The organism is Pseudomonas sp. GW822-FHT06B12 (genome assembly GCF_058799675.1).
In genome coordinates, this window is the sequence record NZ_JBXALR010000006.1 from 348779 (window position 1) to 371262 (window position 22484).

Annotated in this window: 24 protein-coding genes; 10 read left to right on the plus strand and 14 right to left on the minus strand. The window is 57.4% G+C overall.

The features are described 5' to 3' along the window. The first annotated feature begins 132 nt into the window (after positions 1-132). The 3 genes from plzR (at position 133) to grxD (ending at position 3095) form a co-directional block, all read left to right on the plus strand. Positions 133-423, plus strand: coding sequence for a PlzR type 4 pili assembly inhibitor (plzR, locus tag AC1RKH_RS16180; protein WP_123425185.1), 291 nt, complete (start codon positions 133-135; stop codon positions 421-423). Between the two features lie 124 nt (positions 424-547). Then, positions 548-2656: a molybdopterin oxidoreductase family protein gene (locus tag AC1RKH_RS16185; protein ID WP_493064048.1), complete on the plus strand. Its 2109-nt coding sequence runs from the start codon at positions 548-550 to the stop codon at positions 2654-2656. Between the two features lie 97 nt (positions 2657-2753). Beyond that, the gene (gene grxD / locus AC1RKH_RS16190) at positions 2754-3095 is read left to right on the plus strand and encodes a Grx4 family monothiol glutaredoxin (RefSeq protein WP_150643657.1); all 342 of its coding nucleotides are present in this window, start codon (positions 2754-2756) and stop codon (positions 3093-3095) included. A gap of 194 nt (positions 3096-3289) precedes the next feature. Here grxD and bfr read toward each other — a convergent pair whose 3' ends face one another. Both bfr and AC1RKH_RS16200 read right to left on the minus strand, forming a co-directional pair. Continuing rightward, positions 3290-3763, minus strand: a complete 474-nt coding sequence (gene bfr / locus AC1RKH_RS16195; RefSeq protein ID WP_493064047.1) for a bacterioferritin — start codon at positions 3761-3763, stop codon at positions 3290-3292. 200 nt (positions 3764-3963) lie between these two features. Beyond that, positions 3964-4182, minus strand: a complete 219-nt coding sequence (locus AC1RKH_RS16200) for a bacterioferritin-associated ferredoxin (RefSeq protein ID WP_123425188.1) — start codon at positions 4180-4182, stop codon at positions 3964-3966. A 316-nt stretch (positions 4183-4498) separates the two neighbouring features. Between AC1RKH_RS16200 and AC1RKH_RS16205 the strand changes: the two genes are divergently transcribed. Beyond that, positions 4499-5101, plus strand: a complete 603-nt coding sequence (locus AC1RKH_RS16205) for a peroxiredoxin (protein WP_493064046.1) — start codon at positions 4499-4501, stop codon at positions 5099-5101. Between the two features lie 73 nt (positions 5102-5174). Here the strand turns inward: AC1RKH_RS16205 and rnt are convergent, their stop codons facing one another. Together rnt and pyrC are read right to left on the minus strand one after the other, a co-directional pair. Then, on the minus strand, positions 5175-5849 hold the full coding sequence (gene rnt, locus AC1RKH_RS16210; RefSeq protein WP_123425190.1) for a ribonuclease T: 675 nt from the start codon (positions 5847-5849) through the stop codon (positions 5175-5177). After that, complete coding sequence (pyrC, locus tag AC1RKH_RS16215; protein WP_123425191.1) at positions 5846-6892, minus strand: dihydroorotase; 1047 nt, start codon at positions 6890-6892, stop codon at positions 5846-5848. The genes rnt and pyrC overlap by 4 nt, the downstream gene beginning before the upstream one ends. Positions 6893-7048: 156 nt before the next feature. Between pyrC and AC1RKH_RS16220 the strand changes: the two genes are divergently transcribed. Both AC1RKH_RS16220 and AC1RKH_RS16225 read left to right on the plus strand, forming a co-directional pair. Beyond that, a complete protein-coding gene (locus tag AC1RKH_RS16220; RefSeq protein ID WP_493064045.1) occupies positions 7049-7957 on the plus strand; it encodes a flagellar protein MotY in 909 nt (302 codons plus the stop codon). Between the two features lie 129 nt (positions 7958-8086). Continuing rightward, entirely contained in the window at positions 8087-9304 is a 1218-nt protein-coding gene (locus AC1RKH_RS16225) for an argininosuccinate synthase (protein ID WP_019693354.1), read from the plus strand. A 197-nt stretch (positions 9305-9501) separates the two neighbouring features. On the opposite strand, the gene AC1RKH_RS16230 is transcribed toward AC1RKH_RS16225, so the two are convergent. Then, on the minus strand, positions 9502-10257 hold the full coding sequence (locus AC1RKH_RS16230) for a hypothetical protein (protein ID WP_493064044.1): 756 nt from the start codon (positions 10255-10257) through the stop codon (positions 9502-9504). A 602-nt stretch (positions 10258-10859) separates the two neighbouring features. Here AC1RKH_RS16230 and AC1RKH_RS16235 point away from each other — a divergent pair. After that, a complete protein-coding gene (locus AC1RKH_RS16235; RefSeq protein WP_493064043.1) occupies positions 10860-11486 on the plus strand; it encodes a response regulator in 627 nt (208 codons plus the stop codon). Positions 11487-11710: 224 nt separating this feature from the next. Here the strand turns inward: AC1RKH_RS16235 and AC1RKH_RS16240 are convergent, their stop codons facing one another. The 8 genes from AC1RKH_RS16240 to metG form a co-directional block, all read right to left on the minus strand. Continuing rightward, positions 11711-11890 (minus strand): PA3496 family putative envelope integrity protein, encoded by a 180-nt coding sequence (locus AC1RKH_RS16240; protein ID WP_019693351.1) that lies wholly within the window; start codon positions 11888-11890, stop codon positions 11711-11713. 107 nt (positions 11891-11997) lie between these two features. Then, complete coding sequence (gene nth / locus AC1RKH_RS16245; RefSeq protein WP_123425196.1) at positions 11998-12636, minus strand: endonuclease III; 639 nt, start codon at positions 12634-12636, stop codon at positions 11998-12000. Between the two features lie 25 nt (positions 12637-12661). After that, on the minus strand, positions 12662-13252 hold the full coding sequence (locus AC1RKH_RS16250) for an Rnf-Nqr domain containing protein (RefSeq protein ID WP_493064042.1): 591 nt from the start codon (positions 13250-13252) through the stop codon (positions 12662-12664). Then, positions 13249-13854 carry an RnfABCDGE type electron transport complex subunit G gene (locus AC1RKH_RS16255; protein ID WP_123425198.1) on the minus strand — a complete coding sequence of 202 codons (606 nt, stop codon included), beginning with the start codon at positions 13852-13854 and terminating at the stop codon, positions 13249-13251. The genes AC1RKH_RS16250 and AC1RKH_RS16255 overlap by 4 nt, the downstream gene beginning before the upstream one ends. Continuing rightward, positions 13851-14849 (minus strand): RnfABCDGE type electron transport complex subunit D, encoded by a 999-nt coding sequence (locus AC1RKH_RS16260; RefSeq protein ID WP_493064041.1) that lies wholly within the window; start codon positions 14847-14849, stop codon positions 13851-13853. Before AC1RKH_RS16260 ends, AC1RKH_RS16255 begins: the two co-directional genes overlap by 4 nt. Next, positions 14836-16050, minus strand: coding sequence for an electron transport complex subunit RsxB (gene rsxB, locus AC1RKH_RS16265; protein WP_493064040.1), 1215 nt, complete (start codon positions 16048-16050; stop codon positions 14836-14838). The genes AC1RKH_RS16260 and rsxB overlap by 14 nt, the downstream gene beginning before the upstream one ends. Then, positions 16047-16616 carry an Rnf-Nqr domain containing protein gene (locus AC1RKH_RS16270; protein ID WP_493064039.1) on the minus strand — a complete coding sequence of 190 codons (570 nt, stop codon included), beginning with the start codon at positions 16614-16616 and terminating at the stop codon, positions 16047-16049. The genes rsxB and AC1RKH_RS16270 overlap by 4 nt, the downstream gene beginning before the upstream one ends. Positions 16617-16738: 122 nt before the next feature. Beyond that, positions 16739-18790, minus strand: coding sequence for a methionine--tRNA ligase (gene metG / locus AC1RKH_RS16275; protein WP_493064038.1), 2052 nt, complete (start codon positions 18788-18790; stop codon positions 16739-16741). A 234-nt stretch (positions 18791-19024) separates the two neighbouring features. Between metG and apbC the strand changes: the two genes are divergently transcribed. Further along, the gene (gene apbC / locus AC1RKH_RS16280) at positions 19025-20119 is read left to right on the plus strand and encodes an iron-sulfur cluster carrier protein ApbC (protein WP_493064037.1); all 1095 of its coding nucleotides are present in this window, start codon (positions 19025-19027) and stop codon (positions 20117-20119) included. A 144-nt stretch (positions 20120-20263) separates the two neighbouring features. On the opposite strand, the gene AC1RKH_RS16285 is transcribed toward apbC, so the two are convergent. After that, positions 20264-21022: an SDR family oxidoreductase gene (locus AC1RKH_RS16285; RefSeq protein WP_123425204.1), complete on the minus strand. Its 759-nt coding sequence runs from the start codon at positions 21020-21022 to the stop codon at positions 20264-20266. 165 nt (positions 21023-21187) lie between these two features. Between AC1RKH_RS16285 and AC1RKH_RS16290 the strand changes: the two genes are divergently transcribed. Next, positions 21188-21919 carry a HugZ family pyridoxamine 5'-phosphate oxidase gene (locus AC1RKH_RS16290; RefSeq protein WP_493064036.1) on the plus strand — a complete coding sequence of 244 codons (732 nt, stop codon included), beginning with the start codon at positions 21188-21190 and terminating at the stop codon, positions 21917-21919. Between the two features lie 66 nt (positions 21920-21985). After that, positions 21986-22462 carry an FxsA family protein gene (locus AC1RKH_RS16295; RefSeq protein WP_123425206.1) on the plus strand — a complete coding sequence of 159 codons (477 nt, stop codon included), beginning with the start codon at positions 21986-21988 and terminating at the stop codon, positions 22460-22462. Positions 22463-22484 lie beyond the last annotated feature (22 nt).

Here is a 22484-nt window from a genome sequence, read left to right on the forward strand (position 1 = left end):
CGTCTCGGTCGGTTTCTGACCTGTCGGCCTGGATGTTTGCAGGCAGGATCAAGGCAGCCTTCGGCTGAAACATTTGCTAATGCAAAGTGCTGGGTTATAACTAAGTCACGAGCGACTCGGGAAGCCTTTGGAATGGAATCGAAAGAACAACTATTGCTGGAGCTGCTGGGTCTCACGGCGCGCTCCCTGACTCACCTGACCGCCTCCATGACCTCAATGTCCTTTGAGTTGATGCGCAGCGAAGACGAGGTGACCAAGGCCGCGGGGCGACGGATGATCGACCGCATGGCCACCATCAGTGCCGGGCTCGACGAGCACTGGCGGCTGATCGGCGAACTCACGGGCGTGCACATTGCCCAGGAACAGATCGAAACCATCCAGGAAATCCAGCTGCAAGCGCCGCCAAGGCTTCCACAGGGCTGATATCTGCGGGCCTGATGGGCCTCGATTCACAAGACGAACGTCGCTGGCGCAGCGGGCAGTCGCGGCCCATAGTTTTGTTCCCGCAACCTCACACGGGTTGCCCTGAATAAAACAGAGAATGGCCATGACCAAGACCCTTCATCACCGTGCCTGCCACCTGTGTGAAGCCATTTGCGGCTTGACCATCGAAACCACCGCAACCGATGACGCTGGCGTGCAAATCACCTCGATCAAGGGTGATCCGCAGGACAGCTTCAGTCGCGGTCATATCTGCCCCAAGGCAGTGGCGCTGCAAGATATCCAGAATGACCCCGACCGCCTGCGACAGCCAATGCTGCGGGTCGGCAGCGAGTGGCAAGCGATTGCCTGGGACGAGGCATTCACTCTGGTGGCTGAACGCCTGTTGGCGATTCAGGAGCGCCATGGCCAGAACGCCGTCGCGGTTTATCAGGGCAATCCCAGCGTGCACAACTATGGGTTGATGACCCACAGCAATTATTTTCTCGGCTTGCTGAAAACCCGCAACCGTTTCTCTGCCACTTCGGTCGATCAATTGCCTCACCATCTCACCAGTCATTTGATGTATGGCCATGGTTTGCTGCTGCCGATCCCGGACATCGATCACACCGACTTCATGCTGATCCTGGGGGGTAATCCGCTGGCCTCCAACGGCAGCATCATGACCGTGCCGGATGTCGAAAAGCGTTTGAAGGCGATTCAGGCCCGAGGCGGCAAAGTGGTGGTGGTCGATCCGCGTCGCAGTGAGACGGCAGCGATTGCCGATCAGCATGTGTTCGTCCGTCCGGGCGGTGACGCGGCCCTGTTATTCGGGTTGCTCAATACATTGTTCGCTGAAGGTCTGACCTGCGACAGTCATTTGCCGGTCGACGGGCTGGAGGAGGTTCGTCAGGTCGTCGCATCCTTCAGTGCCGAGGCCATGAGCCCGCTGTGCGCAGTGCCGGCCGAGCAGATTCGTCAGCTGGCGCGAGACTTCGCCGCCGCGAAGACCGCCGTGTGTTATGGCCGTATGGGCGTTTCTACTCAGGCGTTCGGCACGCTGTGCCATTGGTTGGTGCAGTTGATCAATCTGGTCACCGGCAATCTTGATCGGGTAGGCGGTGCGCTGTGCACCGAGCCTGCGGTCGATCTGGTGGCGTCCACTTCGGGCGGGCATTTCAATCTCTGGCAAAGTCGTGTGTCTGGTCGTCCGGAATACGCCGGTGAGTTGCCGGTGTCGGCGCTGGCCGAAGAGATGCTCACCGAAGGCGAAGGTCAGGTACGGGCGTTGATCACCGTGGCCGGTAATCCGGTGTTGTCGACACCTAATGGCCGGCAGCTGGAGCAGGCGCTGGACGGGCTGGAATTCATGCTCAGCATCGACCTGTATATCAACGAGACCACGCGTTACGCCGACCTGATTCTGCCGTCGACTTCGGCGTTGGAAAACGATCACTACGACACCACGTTCAATATGTTCGCGGTGCGCAATGTCAGCCGTTTCAATCGGGCGATCCTGCCCAAGCCGGAAGGCGCTCTGCACGATTGGGAAATTTTCGTCGGCCTGGCTCAGGCCTTTGCGGCGAAGACCGGCAAACAGCTGAAACCTACGATCACTCCGGCGCAGATGATCGATCTCGGTTTGCGGGCAGGGCGATACGGTGATGCGTCGCCGCACAAGCTGTCGGTGGCAAACTTGTTCGATCATCCTCATGGGGTCGACCTTGGCGCTCTCCAGGCAAACCTGGCACCGCGTCTGAAAACCGCCAACCAGCGCGTGCAGGCGGCGCCACCGGCGATTCTGGCTGACCTCGCGCGATTTGCCGCGATGCAAGCGCCGCCTGCCGATGAACTGTTGATGATCGGTCGCCGCCATGTGCGCAGCAATAACTCGTGGATGCACAATTACCACCGCCTGGTGAAAGGCAAGCCGCGTCATCAGTTGTTGATGCACCCGGATGATCTCTCCAGTCGCGGGCTCAGCGATGGGCAGCGGGTGCGCGTCAGCTCGCGGGTCGGGGTGATCGAAGTCGAGGTACTGAGCAGCGTCGAGATGATGAAAGGCGTGGTCAGTCTTCCGCACGGTTGGGGCCATGCTCGGCCGGGTGTGCAGATGACCATTGCCATGGGGCAGCCGGGCTCCAGCGCCAATGACCTGACCGATGAACGCCAACTCGATGAGTTGTCCGGAAATGCGGCGCTCAATGGTGTACCGGTGACTGTTGCGGCGGCGTAAGGATGTCTGTCGGGGAGACCGAGCATGGCGCTCGGCTTTCCGTTACAATGCGTCACCGTGCCGACAACTGAGTCGGAAAGTTCAGCCGAGGTGCTCCATGGATATCATTGAAACTATTAAAGAGCAGATTGCTAACAACACCATTCTGCTTTACATGAAAGGCTCGCCGAATGCCCCGCAGTGTGGCTTCTCCGCGAAAGCCGCTCAGGCCGTCATGGGCTGTGGTGAGAAGTTCGCTTACGTGGACATCCTGCAGAACCCGGAGATCCGTGCCAACCTGCCAAAGTACGCCAACTGGCCAACCTTCCCGCAACTGTGGGTCGGTGGTGAGCTGGTCGGTGGTAGCGACATCATGACTGAAATGGCCGCTGACGGTTCGTTGCAGGCCACGATCAAGGCTGCTGTCGAAAAAGCCGCAGCGAACAAGACCGAAGCCTGATTCGCTTTTGTGGGAGCGAGCCTGCTCGCGAATGCAGTCTGTCAGTCAATTGTGATGTCGACTGACACGACGCTATCGCGAGCAGGCTCGCTTCCACAGGGATTTTGGTAAAGACCGGAATTCAGGTAATAAAAAGCCCCGCTTCTCGCAAGAGAGCGGGGCTTTTTATTGAGTCGAGATCAGCGCCGTATAAATTATTCGTCGCCCATCTGCGATTGCAGATAGTTCTCAAGACCCACTTTGTCGATCAGGCTCAGTTGAGTTTCCAGCCAGTCGATATGTTCTTCTTCGGACTCGAGAATATCTTCGAGCAGTTCACGGCTGCCGAAGTCACCGACTGTTTCGCAATGGGCGATAGCCACTTTGAGGTCGGCATGGCCGATGCGCTCGATGCGCAGGTCACACTCGAGCATTTCCTTGGTGTGCTCGCCGATGTGCAGCTTGCCCAGGTCCTGGACGTTCGGCAGGCCTTCGAGAAACAGGATGCGCTTGATCAGCTTGTCCGCGTGCTTCATCTCGTCGATGGACTCGTGGTACTCGTGCTTGCCAAGCTTGTTCAGGCCCCAATCTTCATACATGCGGGCATGCAGGAAGTACTGATTGATTGCGACCAGCTCATTGGCAAGAATCTTGTTGAGGTGCTGGATGACTGTGATGTCGCCTTTCATGATGGGCTCCTGTCCTTTAATTACCATATATAAGGCGGAGTTTGAGCTGAGCAGTGGTTAGTGTCAAACCTAAGTTATTGAATACTATATGAAAATTAATCGGAATAAGAATGTTTGTGTTCCGCATCCTTGCGCTAAGCAATTGAATTGCGGGCATAAAAAAACCGGACGCTAAGTCCGGTTCTTTAGAATGTTCTATTTTACGCTGCCGAAAATTCTACAGGGTAGGGGATCGCCGCCTGGCTCAATTGCAGGTCGGCCAAGGTTTCGCGAACCACTTGCTTGGCAAGGCAGGCGCATTTGCCGCATTGGCTGGCAACGCCGGTGGCTTGGCGCACCTCGCGGTAGCTGCAGCAACCTTCATAGATCGCATCGCGGATTTTTCCGTCGGTGACGCCAGTGCAGAGGCAGACATACATAAAGTGAGAACCGTCGTTGGTTATGGCTCAGTTGCGACGGATCTTAATGTTAACGAGAATGATTGTCAAAGTGGTTTCGACAGGCTTTACGCCAGCGCAGCGATTGCCTGACGAACGGCATAATGCGGCCCGGGATGGTGTCATTAAGCCTGCGTCGAGGTTTTTGATGCCGTTGTAAAAAGCGCTAAGGACAGGTGAAAAACGCGGTGTATGATGTCCGGTCTTTGCGAAGGGCACTCGAGTCATGAACCTGTCGTTTATCCGCGACAGACTGGTTCGATGCCGTTCTTCACGCCACCACACCAGGAGATATCCAATGAGCGTACTCGTAGGCAAACAAGCCCCTGACTTCACCGTACCGGCCGTACTCGGCAATGGCGAAATCGTTGACAGCTTCACCCTGTCCTCGGCCATCAAAGGCAAATACGGCCTGGTGTTCTTCTACCCACTGGACTTCACCTTCGTTTGCCCGTCCGAGCTGATCGCTTTGGACCACCGCATGGCTGACTTCAAGGCACGCAACGTTGAAGTGATCGCTGTTTCGATCGACTCGCACTTCACTCACAACGCCTGGCGCAACACCCCGATCAATGCCGGCGGCATCGGTCAGGTTCAATACACCATGGCTGCCGACATCAAGCAGGAAATCATGAAAGCCTACGACGTTCAGTCCGCAGACGGCGTGGCTTTCCGTGGCGCATTCCTGATCGACGACAAAGGTGTTGTTCGCTCGCAGATCGTCAACGACCTGCCACTGGGCCGTAACATGGAAGAACTGATTCGTCTGGTCGACGCCCTGCAATTCCACGAAGAGCACGGCGAAGTTTGCCCGGCTAACTGGAAAAAAGGCGACAAGGGCATGACTGCTTCGCCAGAAGGCGTTGCGGCTTACCTGACCGAGAACGCTGGCAAGCTGTAAGCCACGCGTCAGGCATAAAAAAACCGGCCTCAGTGGCCGGTTTTTTATGGGCGGGATAAATCCTGCGACTGAATCAGTCGTTGAAATCTTCCCAGCCGCCCATTTGCTTCCAGCGATTGACGATGCCGCAGAACAGATCGGCCGTCTTCTCGGTGTCGTAGCGTGCCGAGTGAGCCTCGCGACCGTCGAAGTCGATGTCCGCGGCCTGGCATGCCTTGGCCAGGACGGTTTGACCGTAAGCCAGACCTGCCAGCGTCGCGGTGTCGAAGCTGGAGAACGGGTGAAACGGATTGCGCTTCATGTCCAGGCGCGTGACGGCGGCGTTGAGGAAGCCCAGGTCGAAGCTGCTGTTGTGACCGACCAGGATCGCCCGCTTGCAGCCGTTGGCCTTCAGGGCCTTGCGTACACCACGGAAGATATCGGTCAGCGCTGCCTCTTCACTCACGGCCATGCGCAGTGGGTGATCGAGTTTGATTCCGGTGAACTCCAGCGCTGCGGCTTCGATGTTGGCACCTTCGAACGGTTCTACACGGAAGAAGTAGGTGTGATCGGGGTACACAAAACCTTTTTCGTCCATGGCGATGGTCGTGGCGGCAATTTCCAGCAAGGCGTCAGTGGCACAGTTGAAACCACCGGTTTCAACGTCGACGACGACTGGCAGATATCCACGGAACCTGGCTGCCATCGGGTGGCGTGAACCACCACCGCCTGAACCTTCCTGTTCGTCGTCGAAATGGTCTTCACTCACGCGTGTTCCTCCAGCAGGCGCCAGCGCAGTTTTTCACCGGCGCGCAGCGGGATGACAGTCAGCTCGCCGAACGGCAGGCTGGTTGGGGCGGTCCATTCTTCGCGGACCAGGGTAATGCGATCGGTGTTCGCCGGCAGGCCGTAGAAACGCGGGCCATTGAGGCTGGCGAAGGCTTCGAGCTTGTCCAGCGCATTGCGCTGTTCGAAGGCCTCGGCGTACAGCTCGATCGCGGCATAAGCGGTGTAGCAACCGGCACAGCCACAGGCGGCTTCTTTGGCGTGCTGGGCGTGCGGGGCCGAGTCCGTGCCCAGGAAGAACTTCTCGCTGCCGCTGGTGGCGGCGTCAAGGAGGGCGACCTGGTGTGTATTGCGCTTGAGAATCGGCAGGCAATAGAAGTGCGGACGAATCCCGCCCACCAGCATGTGGTTGCGGTTATACAGCAGGTGGTGAGCGGTGATGGTTGCGCCAACGTTGGCCGAAGCCTCGTTGACGAACTGCACGGCATCGCTGGTGGTGATGTGTTCGAACACCACTTTGAGCGTTGGGAAACGCTCCACGACCCGGCGCATGTGCTCGTCGATGAAGATTTTTTCGCGGTCAAAGACATCGACGTCGTTACGGGTGATTTCACCGTGAATCAACAAGGGCATCCCGACCTCGGCCATGGCCTCGATCGCAGGGAAGATCTTGTCGATGCTGGTAACACCGGAGTCCGAGTTGGTGGTCGCGCCAGCCGGATACAGCTTGGCGGCGTGAACGAAACCGCAGGCCTTGGCCGCGCGAATTTCATCGGGTGTAGTCCGGTCGGTCAGGTAGAGCACCATCAACGGTTCGAAACGGCTGCCGGCCGGACGCGCAGCGAGAATGCGCTGGCGATAGGCGTCGGCTTCAGCGGCGTTACGCACCGGTGGTACCAGGTTAGGCATGATGATGGCGCGACCAAAGGTACGCGCGACATCCGCGACAGTATTGGGCAACACAGCACCATCGCGAAGATGAATATGCCAGTCGTCGGGACGCAGCAGGGTCAGGCGGTCGGACATTGGGGATTCCAGGCGGGTCAAACTCAAGGGAATGCTACCGGAAAAGACTCATCCAGGCACTCGCTATCAAGTTTTGCAGCAAGCTTCCGATATGACAAAGGTATGCCGTAATCATATGTATCGGTCTTTTTGTTGTAGAAGCCAGTGGAGCCTCCCGTGCGCCAGCGTTATTTAGCCTTGCTCAGCGTGTTTGCCAGCCTTCCTGCGATGGCTCTCACTTTCCAGACGCGTCTGGAGAGCATCGAGTGGACGGTCGAAGGCGACAAGTTCGAATGTCGCCTGACCCAACCGATTACCGATTTTGGCTCGGGTGAGTTCGTGCGGCGCGCGGGCGAGCAGGCAATCTTTCGTCTGAAGGCCTACAACCCAATGCTCGCGGGCGGTTCGGCGACCTTGCTGGCTGCAGAGGCGCCCTGGCAGCCTGGGCGTGGTGATATCAATCTGGGCTCGGTCAAAGTCGGCAGCGGCGAGGTGCTGTTCAACAGCTCGCAGCTCCAGGCCGGACGCCTTATTGGTGGCTTGATGGACGGTCGAAGTCCGTTGGTTCGTCATTACTCGCGCGATGGCGGGGTGTCGGAAGTCCGTTTGTTGCCGGTCAAATTCAGCAAGGCCTACGCCGATTACCAGGTGTGCGTCGCCAAGTTGCTGCCGATGAATTACGAACAGGTGAAGCAGGCCGAAGTTGGTTTCCCGGGTGGTGGTATCGATCTGGATGCGCAGGCCAAGGCCAAGCTGCAGGTCATGCTGACGTTCATGAAGGCCGACCCGACGGTCAATCACATCGAGCTCGACGGTCATTCCGATAACAGCGGCAATCGCCTGACCAACCGTGATCTGTCCCGGCGCAGAGCGCTGGCGGTGATGGACTTCTTCAAGGCCAATGGCATTCAGGAGTCGCAAATCACGATGCGTTTTCACGGTGAACGTTATCCGTTGGCCCCCAACACCAACACCGCCAATCGGGCCAGGAATCGCCGGGTCAACGTTCACCTTGAGCGCGTCGCACCCACCGACAAACCGGCCCCGCAAGTCAGTTCGACAGGCACCGCTGCGGCGACCTCCTGAACCGGCTGAAATCGTCGCTCGCTCGACATAATCTGTCGCTTCGTCATCATAAGCTGTCGCGCCACTGTAAATTATCCTCTCGCGGCGGTAGACTTCTCTGCTTTCCGTAGAACCCCGTGGAGTGATGGCATGGCGGACGTAAACAAGGTCGTTCTGGCGTATTCCGGCGGCCTGGACACTTCGGTGATCCTCAAGTGGCTGCAGGATACTTATAACTGTGAAGTGGTGACCTTTACCGCTGACCTGGGTCAGGGTGAAGAGGTCGAGCCGGCCCGCGCCAAGGCACAAGCCATGGGCGTAAAAGAAATCTACATCGACGATCTGCGCGAAGAATTCGTGCGTGATTTCGTTTTCCCGATGTTCCGCGCCAACACCGTTTACGAAGGCGAGTACCTGCTGGGTACTTCCATCGCTCGTCCGTTGATCGCCAAACGCCTGATCGAAATCGCCAACGAAACCGGCGCTGACGCCATTTCCCATGGCGCGACCGGCAAGGGTAACGACCAGGTTCGCTTCGAACTGGGCGCCTATGCACTCAAGCCTGGCGTGAAAGTGATCGCTCCTTGGCGCGAGTGGGACCTGCTGTCTCGCGAGAAGCTGATGGACTATGCCGCGAAGCATGCGATCCCGATCGAGCGTCACGGCAAGAAAAAATCCCCGTACTCGATGGATGCCAACCTGCTGCACATCTCCTATGAAGGCGGCGTGCTGGAAGACACCTGGACCGAGCACGAAGAAGACATGTGGCGTTGGACCGTCTCCCCGGAGAACGCTCCCGACAAGCCGCAGTACCTGGAACTGACCTACCGCAACGGCGACATCGTTGCACTGGACGGCGTCGAAATGACCCCGGCTACCGTGCTGGCGACCCTGAACCGTATCGGTGGCGAACACGGTATCGGCCGTCTGGACATCGTCGAGAACCGTTACGTCGGCATGAAGTCCCGTGGCTGCTACGAAACTCCTGGCGGCACCATCATGTTGCGCGCTCACCGGGCGATCGAATCGATCACTCTGGATCGTGAAGTGGCTCACCTCAAAGACGAGCTGATGCCTAAATACGCCAGCCTGATCTACACCGGTTACTGGTGGAGCCCTGAGCGTCTGATGCTGCAACAGATGATCGATGCTTCCCAGGCGCATGTGAACGGCGTGGTTCGCCTGAAGCTGTACAAGGGCAACGTGATCGTCACCGGCCGCAAGTCCGACGAATCGTTGTTCGACGCCAACATTGCTACCTTCGAGGAAGATGGCGGCGCTTACAACCAGGCTGATGCAGCCGGCTTCATCAAGCTGAACGCTCTGCGTATGCGGATTGCCGCAAACAAAGGCCGCAAGCTGTTCTGATGCTGTTGGCATGATCAACAATCGTGGCCCCGCTTGTAACGGGGCCACGATGGGATCGAAGAATTCGTGTTTGGATATTCGTATCCTGAATCTGCGTCACCAAGTCTGGGGCTTTAGTTGCCTGGATTGTCGGTACCTCCTCTCTGTTCTGTCTGGGTCAGAAACGACGTGTCCTGTTGCTTGATACAGGGCAGTGGTCAGTGCTGGCTGACGACGGTCATCGCCAGTGTGCTCAAGTTATAAGTCATGTAGAAAGACTGTTTGGGTTCTATTGTTTTTGCATCTGATTTTTTGAGTGCTTTTTCGTTAACCAGATGTTCCGACTCAGCGCTCGTAAGAAATACGATCGTTTCACTGTGGCTGTGTTTTTTCAATGGGATAGCTGTCATCAGGTGACCGAGATCTTTCTTCTTGCGTATCCATCGGGCATCAATGATCCATATGCCGTGTATCGAAGCAGGTAAAGGCACCTGGTACTGGGTGGACTGATTTGCGATGAACGTTATATAGGCGGGTGGGTCTTGCGTGCTCTGAAGCAGATAGTCAGGTTTGTCTCGCTTGAATGTGGACTTCACAGAGGAGTGGCTGTGCGGTTCGTCAAACGGGACGTGAGCGCTTTCCTTGATTGAAATCGGTTGATTGTCCTTTTCAACAGGGTCATTGATCGAGGCTTTTTTGCTTTTTTCTGGTCGAGCAGAGTCGTCGATGACTTTTATAAACTGCTTGCTCTTTTGGAAGTCAGAAGGTGCATACAATGATTTGTAGTTGAAGTTTAGCGTGATAAAGAACAGGAACAGCAGGTAAAAAGGAAAGCTGATCAGAAACCAGATGTAAGTCTGGCGTTCCTGGTTGTCGAGGAAGGGCAACGATACCGCCGCCGACGTTTCGGAGAGTGCCGCGAATATCGCAATTATAGTCATCGGGTTGGTTATTTTCTTTTGAGGTTTTGTCATTTTGATTGCTCGTTAAAAAATGTTTTATAGTGGATTCCTTGTGGGCAAAAGATGTTAAGTAATAGTGGTTGTATAGTGTGGGTTGAGCACTGGCTGTAAAGCGCTTTTTTGAGGGGGCGCCATGCTGTGCAGTTTTATCATTGATTAGAATGGATCGATAGCTTTCTTTTAGTGTGATTTATGTGGGGCGAACATGAGTTTGTTTTATATGCTTGGCGTCTCGGGACGGTAAGTAGAAGTTGGAGGTTGCCGAGTGGAGCGCTGGCGGTCTTGCGGGTTTGTGTTTGGTATCAGTTTGGCACTGGAACTCAGCGGTTATTTTTGATAATAGACCACTGTTCAAGACTTGCCGGGATAGATTGCGTGCTGCCAGGTGATTTTCTTCGATGTCTGCTGAAGAAAACAGTTGATCAGAGGAGAATAGGGTCTCGAGTAAACTTTAAGAGACATTGTTTTTTATGAGTTCTTGTAGGGGGAATCCTTGTTGTTTGTAGGGATTGTCTCTCGGTGTGGGTGGTTGGGGTGGGCAGCATCCCACGGGCGAAACGACTACGCTATTGTGCGGGCTCTAAAAATTCGAACAGCGAAAATTGGACTTGCCCATGAATAAAGTGCTGATCGTGGATGATCACCCCGTCATTCGTCTTGCTGTACGTATGCTAATGGAGCGTCATGGCTACGAAGTCATTGCTGAAACGGACAATGGTGTAGATGCATTGCAACTTGCCCGTGAACATATGCCGGATATCGTGATACTGGATATCGGTATTCCGAAACTGGATGGCCTGGAAGTTATTGCGCGTTTGACCTCGGTCCCCCTGCCTTTGAAAGTGCTGGTGTTGACTTCACAGGCCCCCGGACACTTTTCAATGCGTTGCATGCAGGCGGGGGCTGCCGGGTATGTCTGCAAGCAGCAGGACCTCACCGAGCTGCTCAGTGCAATCAAGGCGGTACTGTCCGGGTACAGTTACTTTCCTAATCAAGCCTTGCACTCGGTTCGCGCAAGTTTGGGGAATGCAAGTGAAGCAGACATGGTGGATCGTCTGTCTGGAAGGGAGATGATGGTTTTACAACAGTTGGCCCGAGGCAAGACCAACAAGGAAATTGCCGATGGAATGTTCCTCAGCAATAAAACCGTCAGTACTTACAAAACGCGTTTGCTATTAAAGCTGAATGCTCGCTCGCTGGTTGACCTGATCGAGCTTGCGCAGCGTAATGGTCTGGTTTGATTCTCTCGGGGGGGAGTAGTGCTGTGTGCGTGGTAAGCACTTGAAGGCAAGAGGCATCTGGTCGGATTTTGAGCCGCAGGATCGCTCGCCCTGAGGTCCTGGCCGTTCTGGATCCGTTGAACCAGAGCGCATTGTCCTGCGATTGATCGGGTGCGCTGTGCGACTTTTTTTGCAGCGGTTGAGGGCTTGATGAAAAAGCCTCCATTTCGGGAGGCTTTCAGGTGTTAAAGGTCAAAATCGTAATCGGCCAGCTGCTTTTGCAAGCGCCGCTCCTCCAGAAGATTATCGATGGTGCGACGTTTGCTCAGGTTGGTCTTCGCTACCTCTACCACAGGCTCGGCGTCATCGGCCTCAACAGAGATGAAGTCGTCTTCTGTGTCCAGTTGTTCTTTGCCAGTGCTCATAAGGTTAACTCCAGGCTAAGACTGCCATTGGCGCCTCTTATATCGATAATCTCCTGGCGGGTAAAAAAGATTTTTTCAATCGATAAATCAATAAAAGTAATAGAACCTCAATCGTCAGAGGTCTTTTGCTTGTATTCGCACAGGTCTTCGATCCGACAGCTGCCACAGCGGGGCTTACGGGCCAGGCAAACATAACGTCCGTGGAGGATGAGCCAGTGATGTGAGTCGAGCAGAAACTCCTTGGGCACGAACTTCATCAGTTTCTGTTCCACCTCGACGACATTTTTCCCTGGCGCTAAACCTGTGCGGTTACTGACCCGGAAAATATGTGTGTCAACGGCCATGGTCAGCTGACGGAAAGCCGTGTTGAGCACCACGTTCGCAGTCTTTCTGCCTACGCCAGGCAGCGCTTCCAGTTCCTCACGGGTTTGCGGTACTTCGCCTCCATGAAGCTCTACCAGCATTCGGCAGGTTTCGATGACGTTTTTTGCCTTGCTGTTGTACAGGCCGATGGTCTTGATGTAGTCGGACAATCCTTCTACACCGAGCGCATGAATCGCTGCCGGCGTATTGGCTACCGGAAACAGTTTCGCGGTGGCCTTGTTGACGCCCACGTCAGTGGACTGAGCAGAAAGAATCACTGCGATCAACAGTTCGAAGGGCGACGAGTAGGCCAGTTCGGTTTTCGGTTCCGGATTGTCCTCGTGAAGCCGACGGAAAATTTCCAGGCGTTTTGCGGCATTCATGGGTAGAGCATTTCCTTCAAGGCGGTCAGTGTGAGGTTGAGGCGCCAGGCCAGGCTTGTTTGGCGGCTATGAGCAGTCCCAGCAGGATAAACCCGCCAGGAGCGATGACGGCCAGTCGTATGCCGCCGTCTGCGGACAATAGCCAACCTTGCCAGTTCGATTCTGTAAGTCCGGTCAACCAGGACACATGGCTGGCGAAAGACCCGCTGCCAAAACCTTCGCGCACTAAACCGAGCGTAATCATCAGCGCCAAAAACACACCGTACAAGCGAATCCGGTCGATCATGCCTGCCTGGGTGAAGAAACCGTTGTACTCCAGCGCCACGCACTGCAGGGCAATCAACCCTACATAAAATCCCAGATGTTGGTGCAGTTCAAAGGCCCAGGTCTGCAATGCCAATGCTGCGAGGCTGGTCAATGTGGCGGCGAGCGCAATGCTGGTGATCAACTGCATGGACGGAACGATCCGCGGCCGCAACACACTCATCTTCAGGCCGTAAACACCAATGACCAGCAGCGACAGCAGCGACAGACCCAAGGCTTTTACCAGGGAGTCGCTCGCGCCGATCAACGGGGTCAATATCAGCGAGCTCTGCAGCATCGAGGACTGCTTCATTGTCCGCTCCCGATCAGCTGTGGCTGATGCTCGTCGAAATAGCGTAACGCATCATGGATTGCACTGATCACTGCTCTGGAAGTGACGGTTGCGCCGGTCAACTGGTCGAATTGCCCCTGATCTTTTTTCAGCGCCCAGCCGCTGTCGCCAGGGTCATTGCGCGACTTGCCGAAAAAGCCCTGTAGCCAAGGGTTGGGCTGGTCGGCGATTTTTCCACCCAGCCCCGGTGTTTCCGATTGCTTGAGGGTTTTCACACCCAGCAGCTTGCCGTTGATGTCGATCACGATCAGCAGTTCGATTGCGCCTTCGTAGCCGATTGTCTGACTTCGCAGAATAACGGCGCTGGGCTTACCGCCCGCCGTTGCCAAATAACCGCCCAGCAATGTGCTTTTGCTCAGCTCGATACCTTTGAGCGCGAGTGGCTGGTCCAATGGCTGATTGTCGTAGCTGCCGGCTGGCAGCATGTCGAAGAGCCTGCGGCTTTCAATCAAGCGCTGTTCAGCCGATATCCGCGGTGCGGTGGCGTGTTGCAGGAAAAATGTCGCGCCTGCACCCAATCCGGCCACAACCACCAGCATCAGCACACTGAGATTGCGGTTCATGGCGTACGAGGCTCAGGTTGTGCAGTAGCGAGGCGTTCCAGGGCCGGCACGCAGAGATTCATCAGCAGTACCGCAAAGGCCACCCCGTCGGGATAACCGCCCCAGGTTCGAATCAGGTAGGTCAGCAGGCCGACGCCCACGCCGAACATCAGCCGGGCTTTGGGACTCTTTGCCCCGGACACCGGTTCGGTCACGATATAGAATGCTCCGAGCATGCTCGCGCCTGTCAGCAGGTGAAAGAGCGGGGAGCCGTGGGAGTCCGAACCCGAGCCGTTCCAGCACAGCAGGCTGATGACGAACAGACTGCCGAGCATGCCGGCCGGTGCATGCCAGCTGAACACTCGTTGCTGCAACAGAAATGCGCCACCTGCGAGAAAGGCCAGGTTTACCCATTCGACGCCTTTACCGCCAACGTGGCCGAACGCCGGGTTGCCGGCGAAGAGTTCGTCCATGGTCAGGCTTTTGTTGATTCGCAGACTATCCAGCGCCGTGGCCGTCACCCAGGCGTCGGGCTGTTCGGCACCGCTGAAATTGAAACCGAAAATCTGTTGCAGGCCGGCGGCCAGGTTCATCCCGGGAGACGTCGGCCAGTGGGTCATCTGTCGTGGGAAACACACCAGCACCAGCGCAAAACCGAGCATGGCCGGATTGAATGGGTTTTTGCCCACGCCGCCATACAGGTGCTTGCCGAAAAACATCGCAAATGCCGCAGCGCTGACGGTCAGCCACCACGGGCAATAAGGCGGCAACGCCAGCGCCAGCAAGGTGGCACTGACCAGCGCGCTGCCGTCGCTCAGCGTTGGCTTGAGCGGATACCTGCGCAAGCGCAGTACCGCGGCTTCAACTGCTAGCGCGCTGCCGCAGGCCAGCAGCAGATTGATCAGAACGCCCCAGCCAAATAACCAGAACAACATCAGCATGCCCGGCACGGTGGCCAATAAAACCCGCTTCATCGCCTGTTGCAGGCGATCATCGACCGGCTCAAGGGGCGACATAGGCGTTCACCTGACGCTCGGCTTCGCAGAGCCTTTCGCGGGCCTTGGCCAAGAGTTCCGCCGGTGTATCCGGGCCTCGCTCAAGCTTGCTGACGTCGGCGCGAGCGTAAGCCAACTCGGTTTTCAGTTGCCGCAGATGAGCGTCGATGGGGCGTTTTTCGACGCGCACAAGGTCCGGCACCGGTTGCCCGCTGGCACCTTCGGCATCGTGCAGTGCTTGTTCTGCTTGAGCCAAGGCAGCGCCGAGCGCCTCCAGTTGCTCGGACGGGGCTTCGCTGGTCTGGGCTTTTTTCAGTTCGGCGCGACGCATCGCCAGCTGGATTTTCGCGCGTTTGAGTTCGGCATCCTTGGCCGGTGCCGGCACTTGCGCGGGAGCGGCCGGCGCAGCGCTTTCGAGTTGCGCCAGGGCCTGTTCGGCGGCTTCGAATTGCTGCTGCAAAATGATCAGCTGCGACTGCTGTTCGAAGGTCGGTGGATGCCCGAAAGCCTTTAGCGATTTGTTCAGTTGCGCCCGGCTCATTGCCACATCGATCTTGGCTTTTTTCAGCGCGGCATCGGCGGCAGCGGCTTTCTGTGCCTGAACCCGGGCAATCGCGTCCTGCAGTGGATTGTTGCTGGCTTCGCTGTGCTGTGCGGCTTTTTGTGCGCGGGCCAGTCGTTCGGCGTGCTTTTGCTCTTCTTCACGACGCAGGCGCGCATTGCGTTGTTCGAAGCGCTGTCGGGCGTGGTCGCGTTTGGCGTTGCGTGCTCGTTGTTCTTCGAGCGTGAAGGCCAGGCCTCCGACAATCGGCAGAACGTTTGCCAAGGGCAATGGGTGCATTTCGATGCAGTCCACCGGGCACGGCGCCACGCACAGATCACAGCCGGTGCATTCGTCGATGATTACCGTGTGCATCAGTTTTGCCGCACCGACAATCGCGTCTATCGGGCAGGCCTGAATGCACTTGGTGCAGCCGATGCATTCGGCTTCGCGGATAAATGCAATTTGCGCCGGTGCCGAACCACGGCTGACGTCCAATTCCAGAACCGGGATTTTCAGCAGCTCGGCCAGTGCCGAAATAGTCTCGTTGCCGCCCGGCGGGCACTTGTTGATCGCCTCGCCATTGGCAATGCCTTCGGCGTAGGGCTTGCATCCGGGATGGCCGCACTTGCCGCATTGGGTCTGGGGCAGGAGGGCGTCGATGCGTTGAATCAGACTCATGTTTTGATCAGTCCGCTGAAGCCGAGAAATGCCACCGCGATCAATCCGGCGCTGATCAGGTCGATCGGCAGGCCACGAAAGGGCAGGGGCACATCGTTATTGAAGGTGCGCTGACGCAGATCGCTGAACAGACTCAGCACCAGCCAGAAACCCAGTCCGGCGCCGAGACTCAAGGCTGTGGCGTGGAAAAATCCCTTGTCGTCCTCAGCGTTGAGCAAGGTCAGCCCGAGCACGCCGGCGTTGCCCAGCAGCAAAGGCCAGAGGCCGTCGAACGAAAACGTTGGAAGTAGGCGCGAAAGCAGTTTCAGCAACGGTGCGATCAGCAGGACGCTCAGCGGCAGGAACACGAACAGGCGCAGGGCCGTCAGCTCCAGTGGCACCAATAACCAAAAATAGGCCAGGTAGCCCGGCACGCCCACGATCAGCATCAGGCTCGCCGTGGCCATGCCCAGTGCGTGAACCTGCCTGCGTTCGGTGGCCAGTAGCGGATCGACGCCCAGCGGCCACTGCAACACGAGGTTGTTGATCAGGGCGGCGCTGATAAGCGTGAGGAGTAATTCGGTCATGAGCGTCCATATACACGCGCTGTTGATGGCTGCTGAGTAACTCTTACGACAGTATGGGCCAGACATGAAAATCCCACAGTCATGCCGGGCACGACTGTGGGATCGGTTCAGCAGGTCGAGCCTTACTTGATGCGCTGACCCGGCTTGGCGCCGCTGTCCGGGCTCAGCAGGTAGATTTCTTCGCCGCCAGGGCCTGCCGCCATGACCATGCCTTCAGAGATCCCGAAGCGCATTTTGCGTGGCTTGAGGTTGGCGATCATCATCGTCAGGCGACCTTCAAGCTTGGCCGGGTCCGGGTAAGCGCTCTTGATGCCGGAGAACACGTTGCGTTGCTCGTCACCGATGTCCAGGGTCAGGCGCAGCAGCTTGTCCGCACCGTCCACAGCTTCGGCCTTGAGGATCAGGGCAACCCGCAGGTCGACGGCGGCAAAGGTATCGAACTCGATCTCTGGCGACAGCGGATCCTTGGCCAGCTCGCCATTGCCTTGAGGGGCGGCATCGCCGGTGTCGGTCTGGCTGGCGGCCAGGTCTTCTTTCGAAGCGTCGGTCATGGCTTGCACTTTGACTGGGTCGATGCGCGTCATCAACGGTTTGAATTCGTTCAGCTGATGGTTGCTGAGCAGGGTCGCGTGATCGTTCCAGGTCAACGGTGCGACGTTGAGGAACGCCTCGGCGTCGGCGGCCAGCAACGGCAGCACGGGCTTGAGGAAAATCACCAGTTGGCGGAACAGGTTGACGCCCAGAGCGCAGATCGCCTGGACTTCGTCTTGCTTGCCTTCCTGTTTGTTCAGCGACCATGGCGCCTTGTCGGCGATCCAGGCGTTGGCGCGGTCGGCCAGGCCCATGATCTCGCGCATGGCACGGGCGAAGTCGCGAGCCTCGTAAGCGTCGCAAATGCTCGGCGCAGCGGCGAGGAACGCTTCGGTCAGTTCTGGCGCGGCATTACCGGCCACCAGCACGCCGGCGTTGCCTTTGTGGATGAAGCCTGCGCAGCGGCTGGCGATGTTGACGACTTTGCCGACCAGGTCGGAGTTGACCTTCTGCACGAAGTCTTCGAGGTTCAGGTCCAGGTCGTCGACGCCACGGCTGAGTTTGGCGGCGTAGTAGTAACGCAGGTATTCCGGCGACAGGTGGTCCAGGTAGGTCCGGGCCTTGATAAAGGTGCCACGGGACTTGGACATCTTCTGACCGTTGACGGTCAGGTAGCCGTGTACGTTGATGCCGGTTGGCTTGCGGTAGCCTGCGCCTTCAAGCATGGCTGGCCAGAACAGCGCGTGGAAATTGACGATGTCTTTGCCGATGAAGTGGTACAGCTCGGCGGTGGAGTCCTTGGCCCAATACGCGTCGAAGTCTAAATCCTGCCGACGTGCACAGAGGTTCTTGAAGCTCGCCATGTAGCCGATTGGCGCGTCCAGCCAGACGTAGAAGTATTTGCCTGGCTCGTCCGGGATTTCGAAACCGAAGTACGGCGCATCGCGGGAGATGTCCCACTGTTGCAGGCCGACATCCAGCCACTCGGCGATCTTGTTCGCGACCGCGTCTTGCAATGTGCCGCTGCGGGTCCATTCCTGCAGCATTTGCTGGAAGTCCGGCAGCTTGAAGAAGAAGTGCTGGGAATCCTTGAGCACCGGGGTGGCGCCCGAGATCGCCGACTTCGGATCTTTCAGGTCGGTTGGCGCGTAGGTGGCACCGCATTTTTCGCAGTTGTCGCCGTACTGGTCTTCAGTGCCGCACTTCGGGCAGGTGCCCTTGATGAAGCGGTCGGCCAGGAACATTTTCTTTTCCGGGTCGAAATACTGCGTGATCGAGCGCGTGGCGATGTGCCCGGCGTCGCGCAGCTTCAGGTAGATCTGGCTCGACAGCTCACGGTTTTCTTCGGCGTGAGTGGAGTGGAAGTTGTCGAAGTCGACCAGGAACTCGGCAAAGTCGGCGCTGTGTTCAGCCTGGACGTTGGCGATCAGTTGTTCCGGGGTGATGCCTTCTTTTTCTGCGCGCAGCATGATGGCCGAACCGTGGGCGTCGTCCGCGCAGACGTAAGTGCATTGATTGCCGCGATGCTTCTGGAAGCGCACCCACATATCGGTCTGGATGTACTCAAGCATATGGCCAAGGTGGATTGAACCATTGGCATAGGGCAGGGCGCTGGTGACGAGGATCTTGCGTGGCTCGGACATGGGGCTCGGCTACTTGATGAAACGGAGGTCGGCCACTATAAAGCGCCGGCGCATATTTTTCACCCCGTGAGCCTGTTTCATTGGATGAGTAACCGGGGATGCCGAGAAGATCGCAGCCTTCGGCAGCTCCTACGTAGGCGCTGCCGAAGGCTGCGATCTTTTGGGCATCCCCCCAAACCATCAGAACAGGTACGATACCCGTCTGATTTCCCAGTCTTGTTATCGGAGTTGCCCATGAGCGCCGTCAATCGCGCAGCGGTGGAAGCCGTCCTTCGTCAGTACACCGACCCTTACCTGAACCAGGACCCGGTCAGTGCCGGTTGCCTGCGCAGCATCGACATCCAGGGCGACCGCGTCAGCGTTCAGCTGGAGTTGGGCTACGCCGCCGGTCTGTTCAAGAGTGGCTGGGCGCAAATGCTGCAGATGGCTATCGAAGGCCTGGACGGCGTGACCTCGGCCAAGGTCGAGATCACCACCGTCATCGCTGCACACAAGGCTCAGGCGCAGATTCCAGGCTTGGCCAACGTCAAGAACGTGGTCGCGGTGGCGTCCGGCAAGGGCGGCGTGGGCAAATCCACCACCGCCGCCAACCTCGCGCTGGCGCTGGCCCGTGAAGGTGCCAAGGTCGGGATTCTCGACGCCGATATCTACGGCCCGAGCCAGGGCATCATGTTTGGTATTGCGGAAGGCACCCGACCGAAGATCAAGGACCAGAAGTGGTTCGTGCCCATCGAGTCGCATGGCGTTGAAGTCATGTCCATGGCGTTTTTGACCGATGACAACACGCCGATGGTCTGGCGCGGCCCGATGGTTTCCGGCGCTTTGCTGCAACTGGTGACGCAAACAGCCTGGAGCGATCTGGACTATCTGGTGATCGACATGCCGCCAGGCACCGGTGACATTCAGCTGACCCTGGCGCAGAAAGTTCCGGTAGCCGGTGCGGTGATCGTCACCACGCCGCAGGATCTGGCGTTGCTGGACGCGCGCAAAGGCGTGGAAATGTTCCGCAAGGTCAGCATTCCGGTACTCGGCGTGGTGGAAAACATGGCCGTGCACATCTGTTCCAACTGCGGTCATGCCGAGCACCTGTTCGGCGAAGGCGGCGGCGAGAAGCTGGCCAGTCAATATGGCGTCGAATTGCTGGCATCGCTGCCGCTGTCGATGCTGATTCGCGAGCAGGCCGACGGCGGCAAACCTACGGTGATCGCCGAACCTGAAAGCCAGATCGCCATGGTCTACCAGGAACTGGCCCGTCATGTGGGCGCGCGGATTATCTTGCAGGAAGCTGCCACGCCAGCGATGCCGAACATCAGCGTCAGCGACGATTGATTTGCTGAAGAAATGCGATCCATTGTGGGAGCGAGCTTGCTCGCGATAGCGGTGTAACAGTCACCTTCAATGGTGAATGTTAAGGCCTCATCGTCGGAACGCCGCCCGGAGCAAGCTCGCTCCCACAGTTGTTTTGTGTACGGCTTAAATCCGCAATCCGCCATCCATTTCCAGAATCCGGCCGGTGTAATAGTCGTTCTCGAATATATACGCCGCCGAATGGGCGATTTCTTCCGGCTTGCCCATGCGCTTGAGCGGAATCCCGGAAGTCATTTTCTCCAGCGCTTCAGGCTTCATGCCCAGGGTCATTTCGGTTTCGATGAAGCCCGGAGCGATACCGGCCACACGAATGCCGTAGCGCGCCAGTTCCTTGGCCCAGGTCACGGTGGCCGCAGCAACACCGGCCTTGGCGGCAGAGTAGTTGGTCTGGCCGACGTTGCCGGCGCGGGAAATCGAGGAGATGTTGATGATCGCGCCGCTGGTCTTCAGCTCAATCATCTTGGCCGCCACTTCACGGGTGCACAGGAACACGCCGGTCAGGTTGACGTCGATCACTGCCTGCCATTGGGCCAGGCTCATCCTGGTCATTTCGCCGTCCTTGACCTTGATCAGCAGGCCATCGCGCAGGATCCCGGCGTTGTTGATCAGGCCATGGATCGCGCCGAAATCTTCAGCGACCTGGGCGACCATGTGAGTCACCTGTTCTTCATTGGCGACGTTGCACAGGTAGGCGCGAGCCTCGACACCGGCGGCTTTGCAGGCAGCGACGGCCAGGTCGAGTTTTTCCTGGTTGAGGTCGACCAGCGCCAGTTTCGCGCCCTTGGCGGCGAAATACTCGGCCATCGAACGGCCTAAACCCTGGCAACCGCCGGTGATAATGATTACTTTGTCAGTGAGTTGCATTCGCATGCCCCAATAGCAGGTCAGAGTGGTTTCCTTTTAGAGAGCCTCTCGATCTGCACCTGATGTGGCCTGGCTGCACATGAGAACTGCCCCGATGGCGTTGCTGGAACTTTGCCCCAGGTGCCTGTCCGTTTTTTTGACGGATTCTATATAAGGAGTCATAAATTGAGCGTTGAAGCTGCCAAGCATGCCCGAGAATTGCTGCTCAAGGAATACCGCGGAGTGCTCTCGACGCACTCCAAGGCGATGCCCGGTTTCCCGTTTGGCTCAGTGGTTCCTTATTGCCTGGACGAGCAGGGCCGGCCGCTGATCCTGATCAGCCGGATCGCCCAGCACACCCATAATCTGCAAAAAGATCCCAAATGCTCACTGCTGGTGGGTGAGCGCGAGGCTGAAGACGTGCAGGCTGTCGGTCGACTGACTTACCTGGCCGAAGCGGAAAAAATTGAAGACCAGGCCGCCATCGATACTGCCGCCGAGCGTTATTACCGCTATTTCCCGGACTCGCAGAATTATCACAAGGCGCATGATTTCGATTTCTGGGTACTCAAACCGGTTCGTCATCGCTACATCGGCGGTTTCGGTGCGATTCACTGGGTCGACCAGTTGACCCTGGTCAACCCGTTTGCCGGCAAGGCCGAAGTGAGCATGGTCGAACACATGAACGCCGATCATGCCAAGGCCATCGCTCATTACGTCGACCTGGCCGGTTTGCCGAAAACTTCACCTGCTCAATTGGCGGGTATCGACAGCGAAGGGATGCACCTGCGCATTGGTCAGGGGCTGTACTGGTTGCCGTTCCCGGATGTTTGCAATACGCCGACACAAGTACGCGAAGCCTTGGTTTTACTGGCTCACGCCGAGCATTGGCCAAAAAATGCGATAGCCGACGCTTGAAATCACGAAACGGCGACGTCATCTAAGTTCTACTTGCAAGGCATTCTTGCGTTGAGGAACCATTTGATGCGCCCTTTTTTGTTGCTCTTTCTGCTGTTCCCGGTGTTGGAGCTGTTCGTATTCGTCAAGGTCAGCGCGGCCATCGGGTTTTTCCCGGCACTGCTGCTGATCATTCTCGGCTCGATGCTCGGCGTGTTCGTGCTGCGTATCGCCGGTCTGGCCACCGCATTGCGCGCTCGTGAGAGCCTGAACCGCGGTGAATTGCCAGCGCAGACCATGCTCGAAGGCCTGATGCTGGCGTTGGGTGGCGGTCTGTTGATCCTGCCAGGTTTCATCAGCAGCGTGATCGGCCTGATCATGACGTTGCCGCTCAGCCGTCGGCTGCTGGCCAACACGATGCGCAAGCGCGCCGAAGAACAGGCGATTCGTCAGCGTGCCTTTGCCGATGATCTGCAACCGCGTGGTGGCCCGGCTCCGCGCCAACCGCTGGGCCGTGAGCCGAATGTGATCGAAGGCGAGTTCGAGCACCGCGATTCCAAGTAACTCCTTTAGCGACACGGCACCT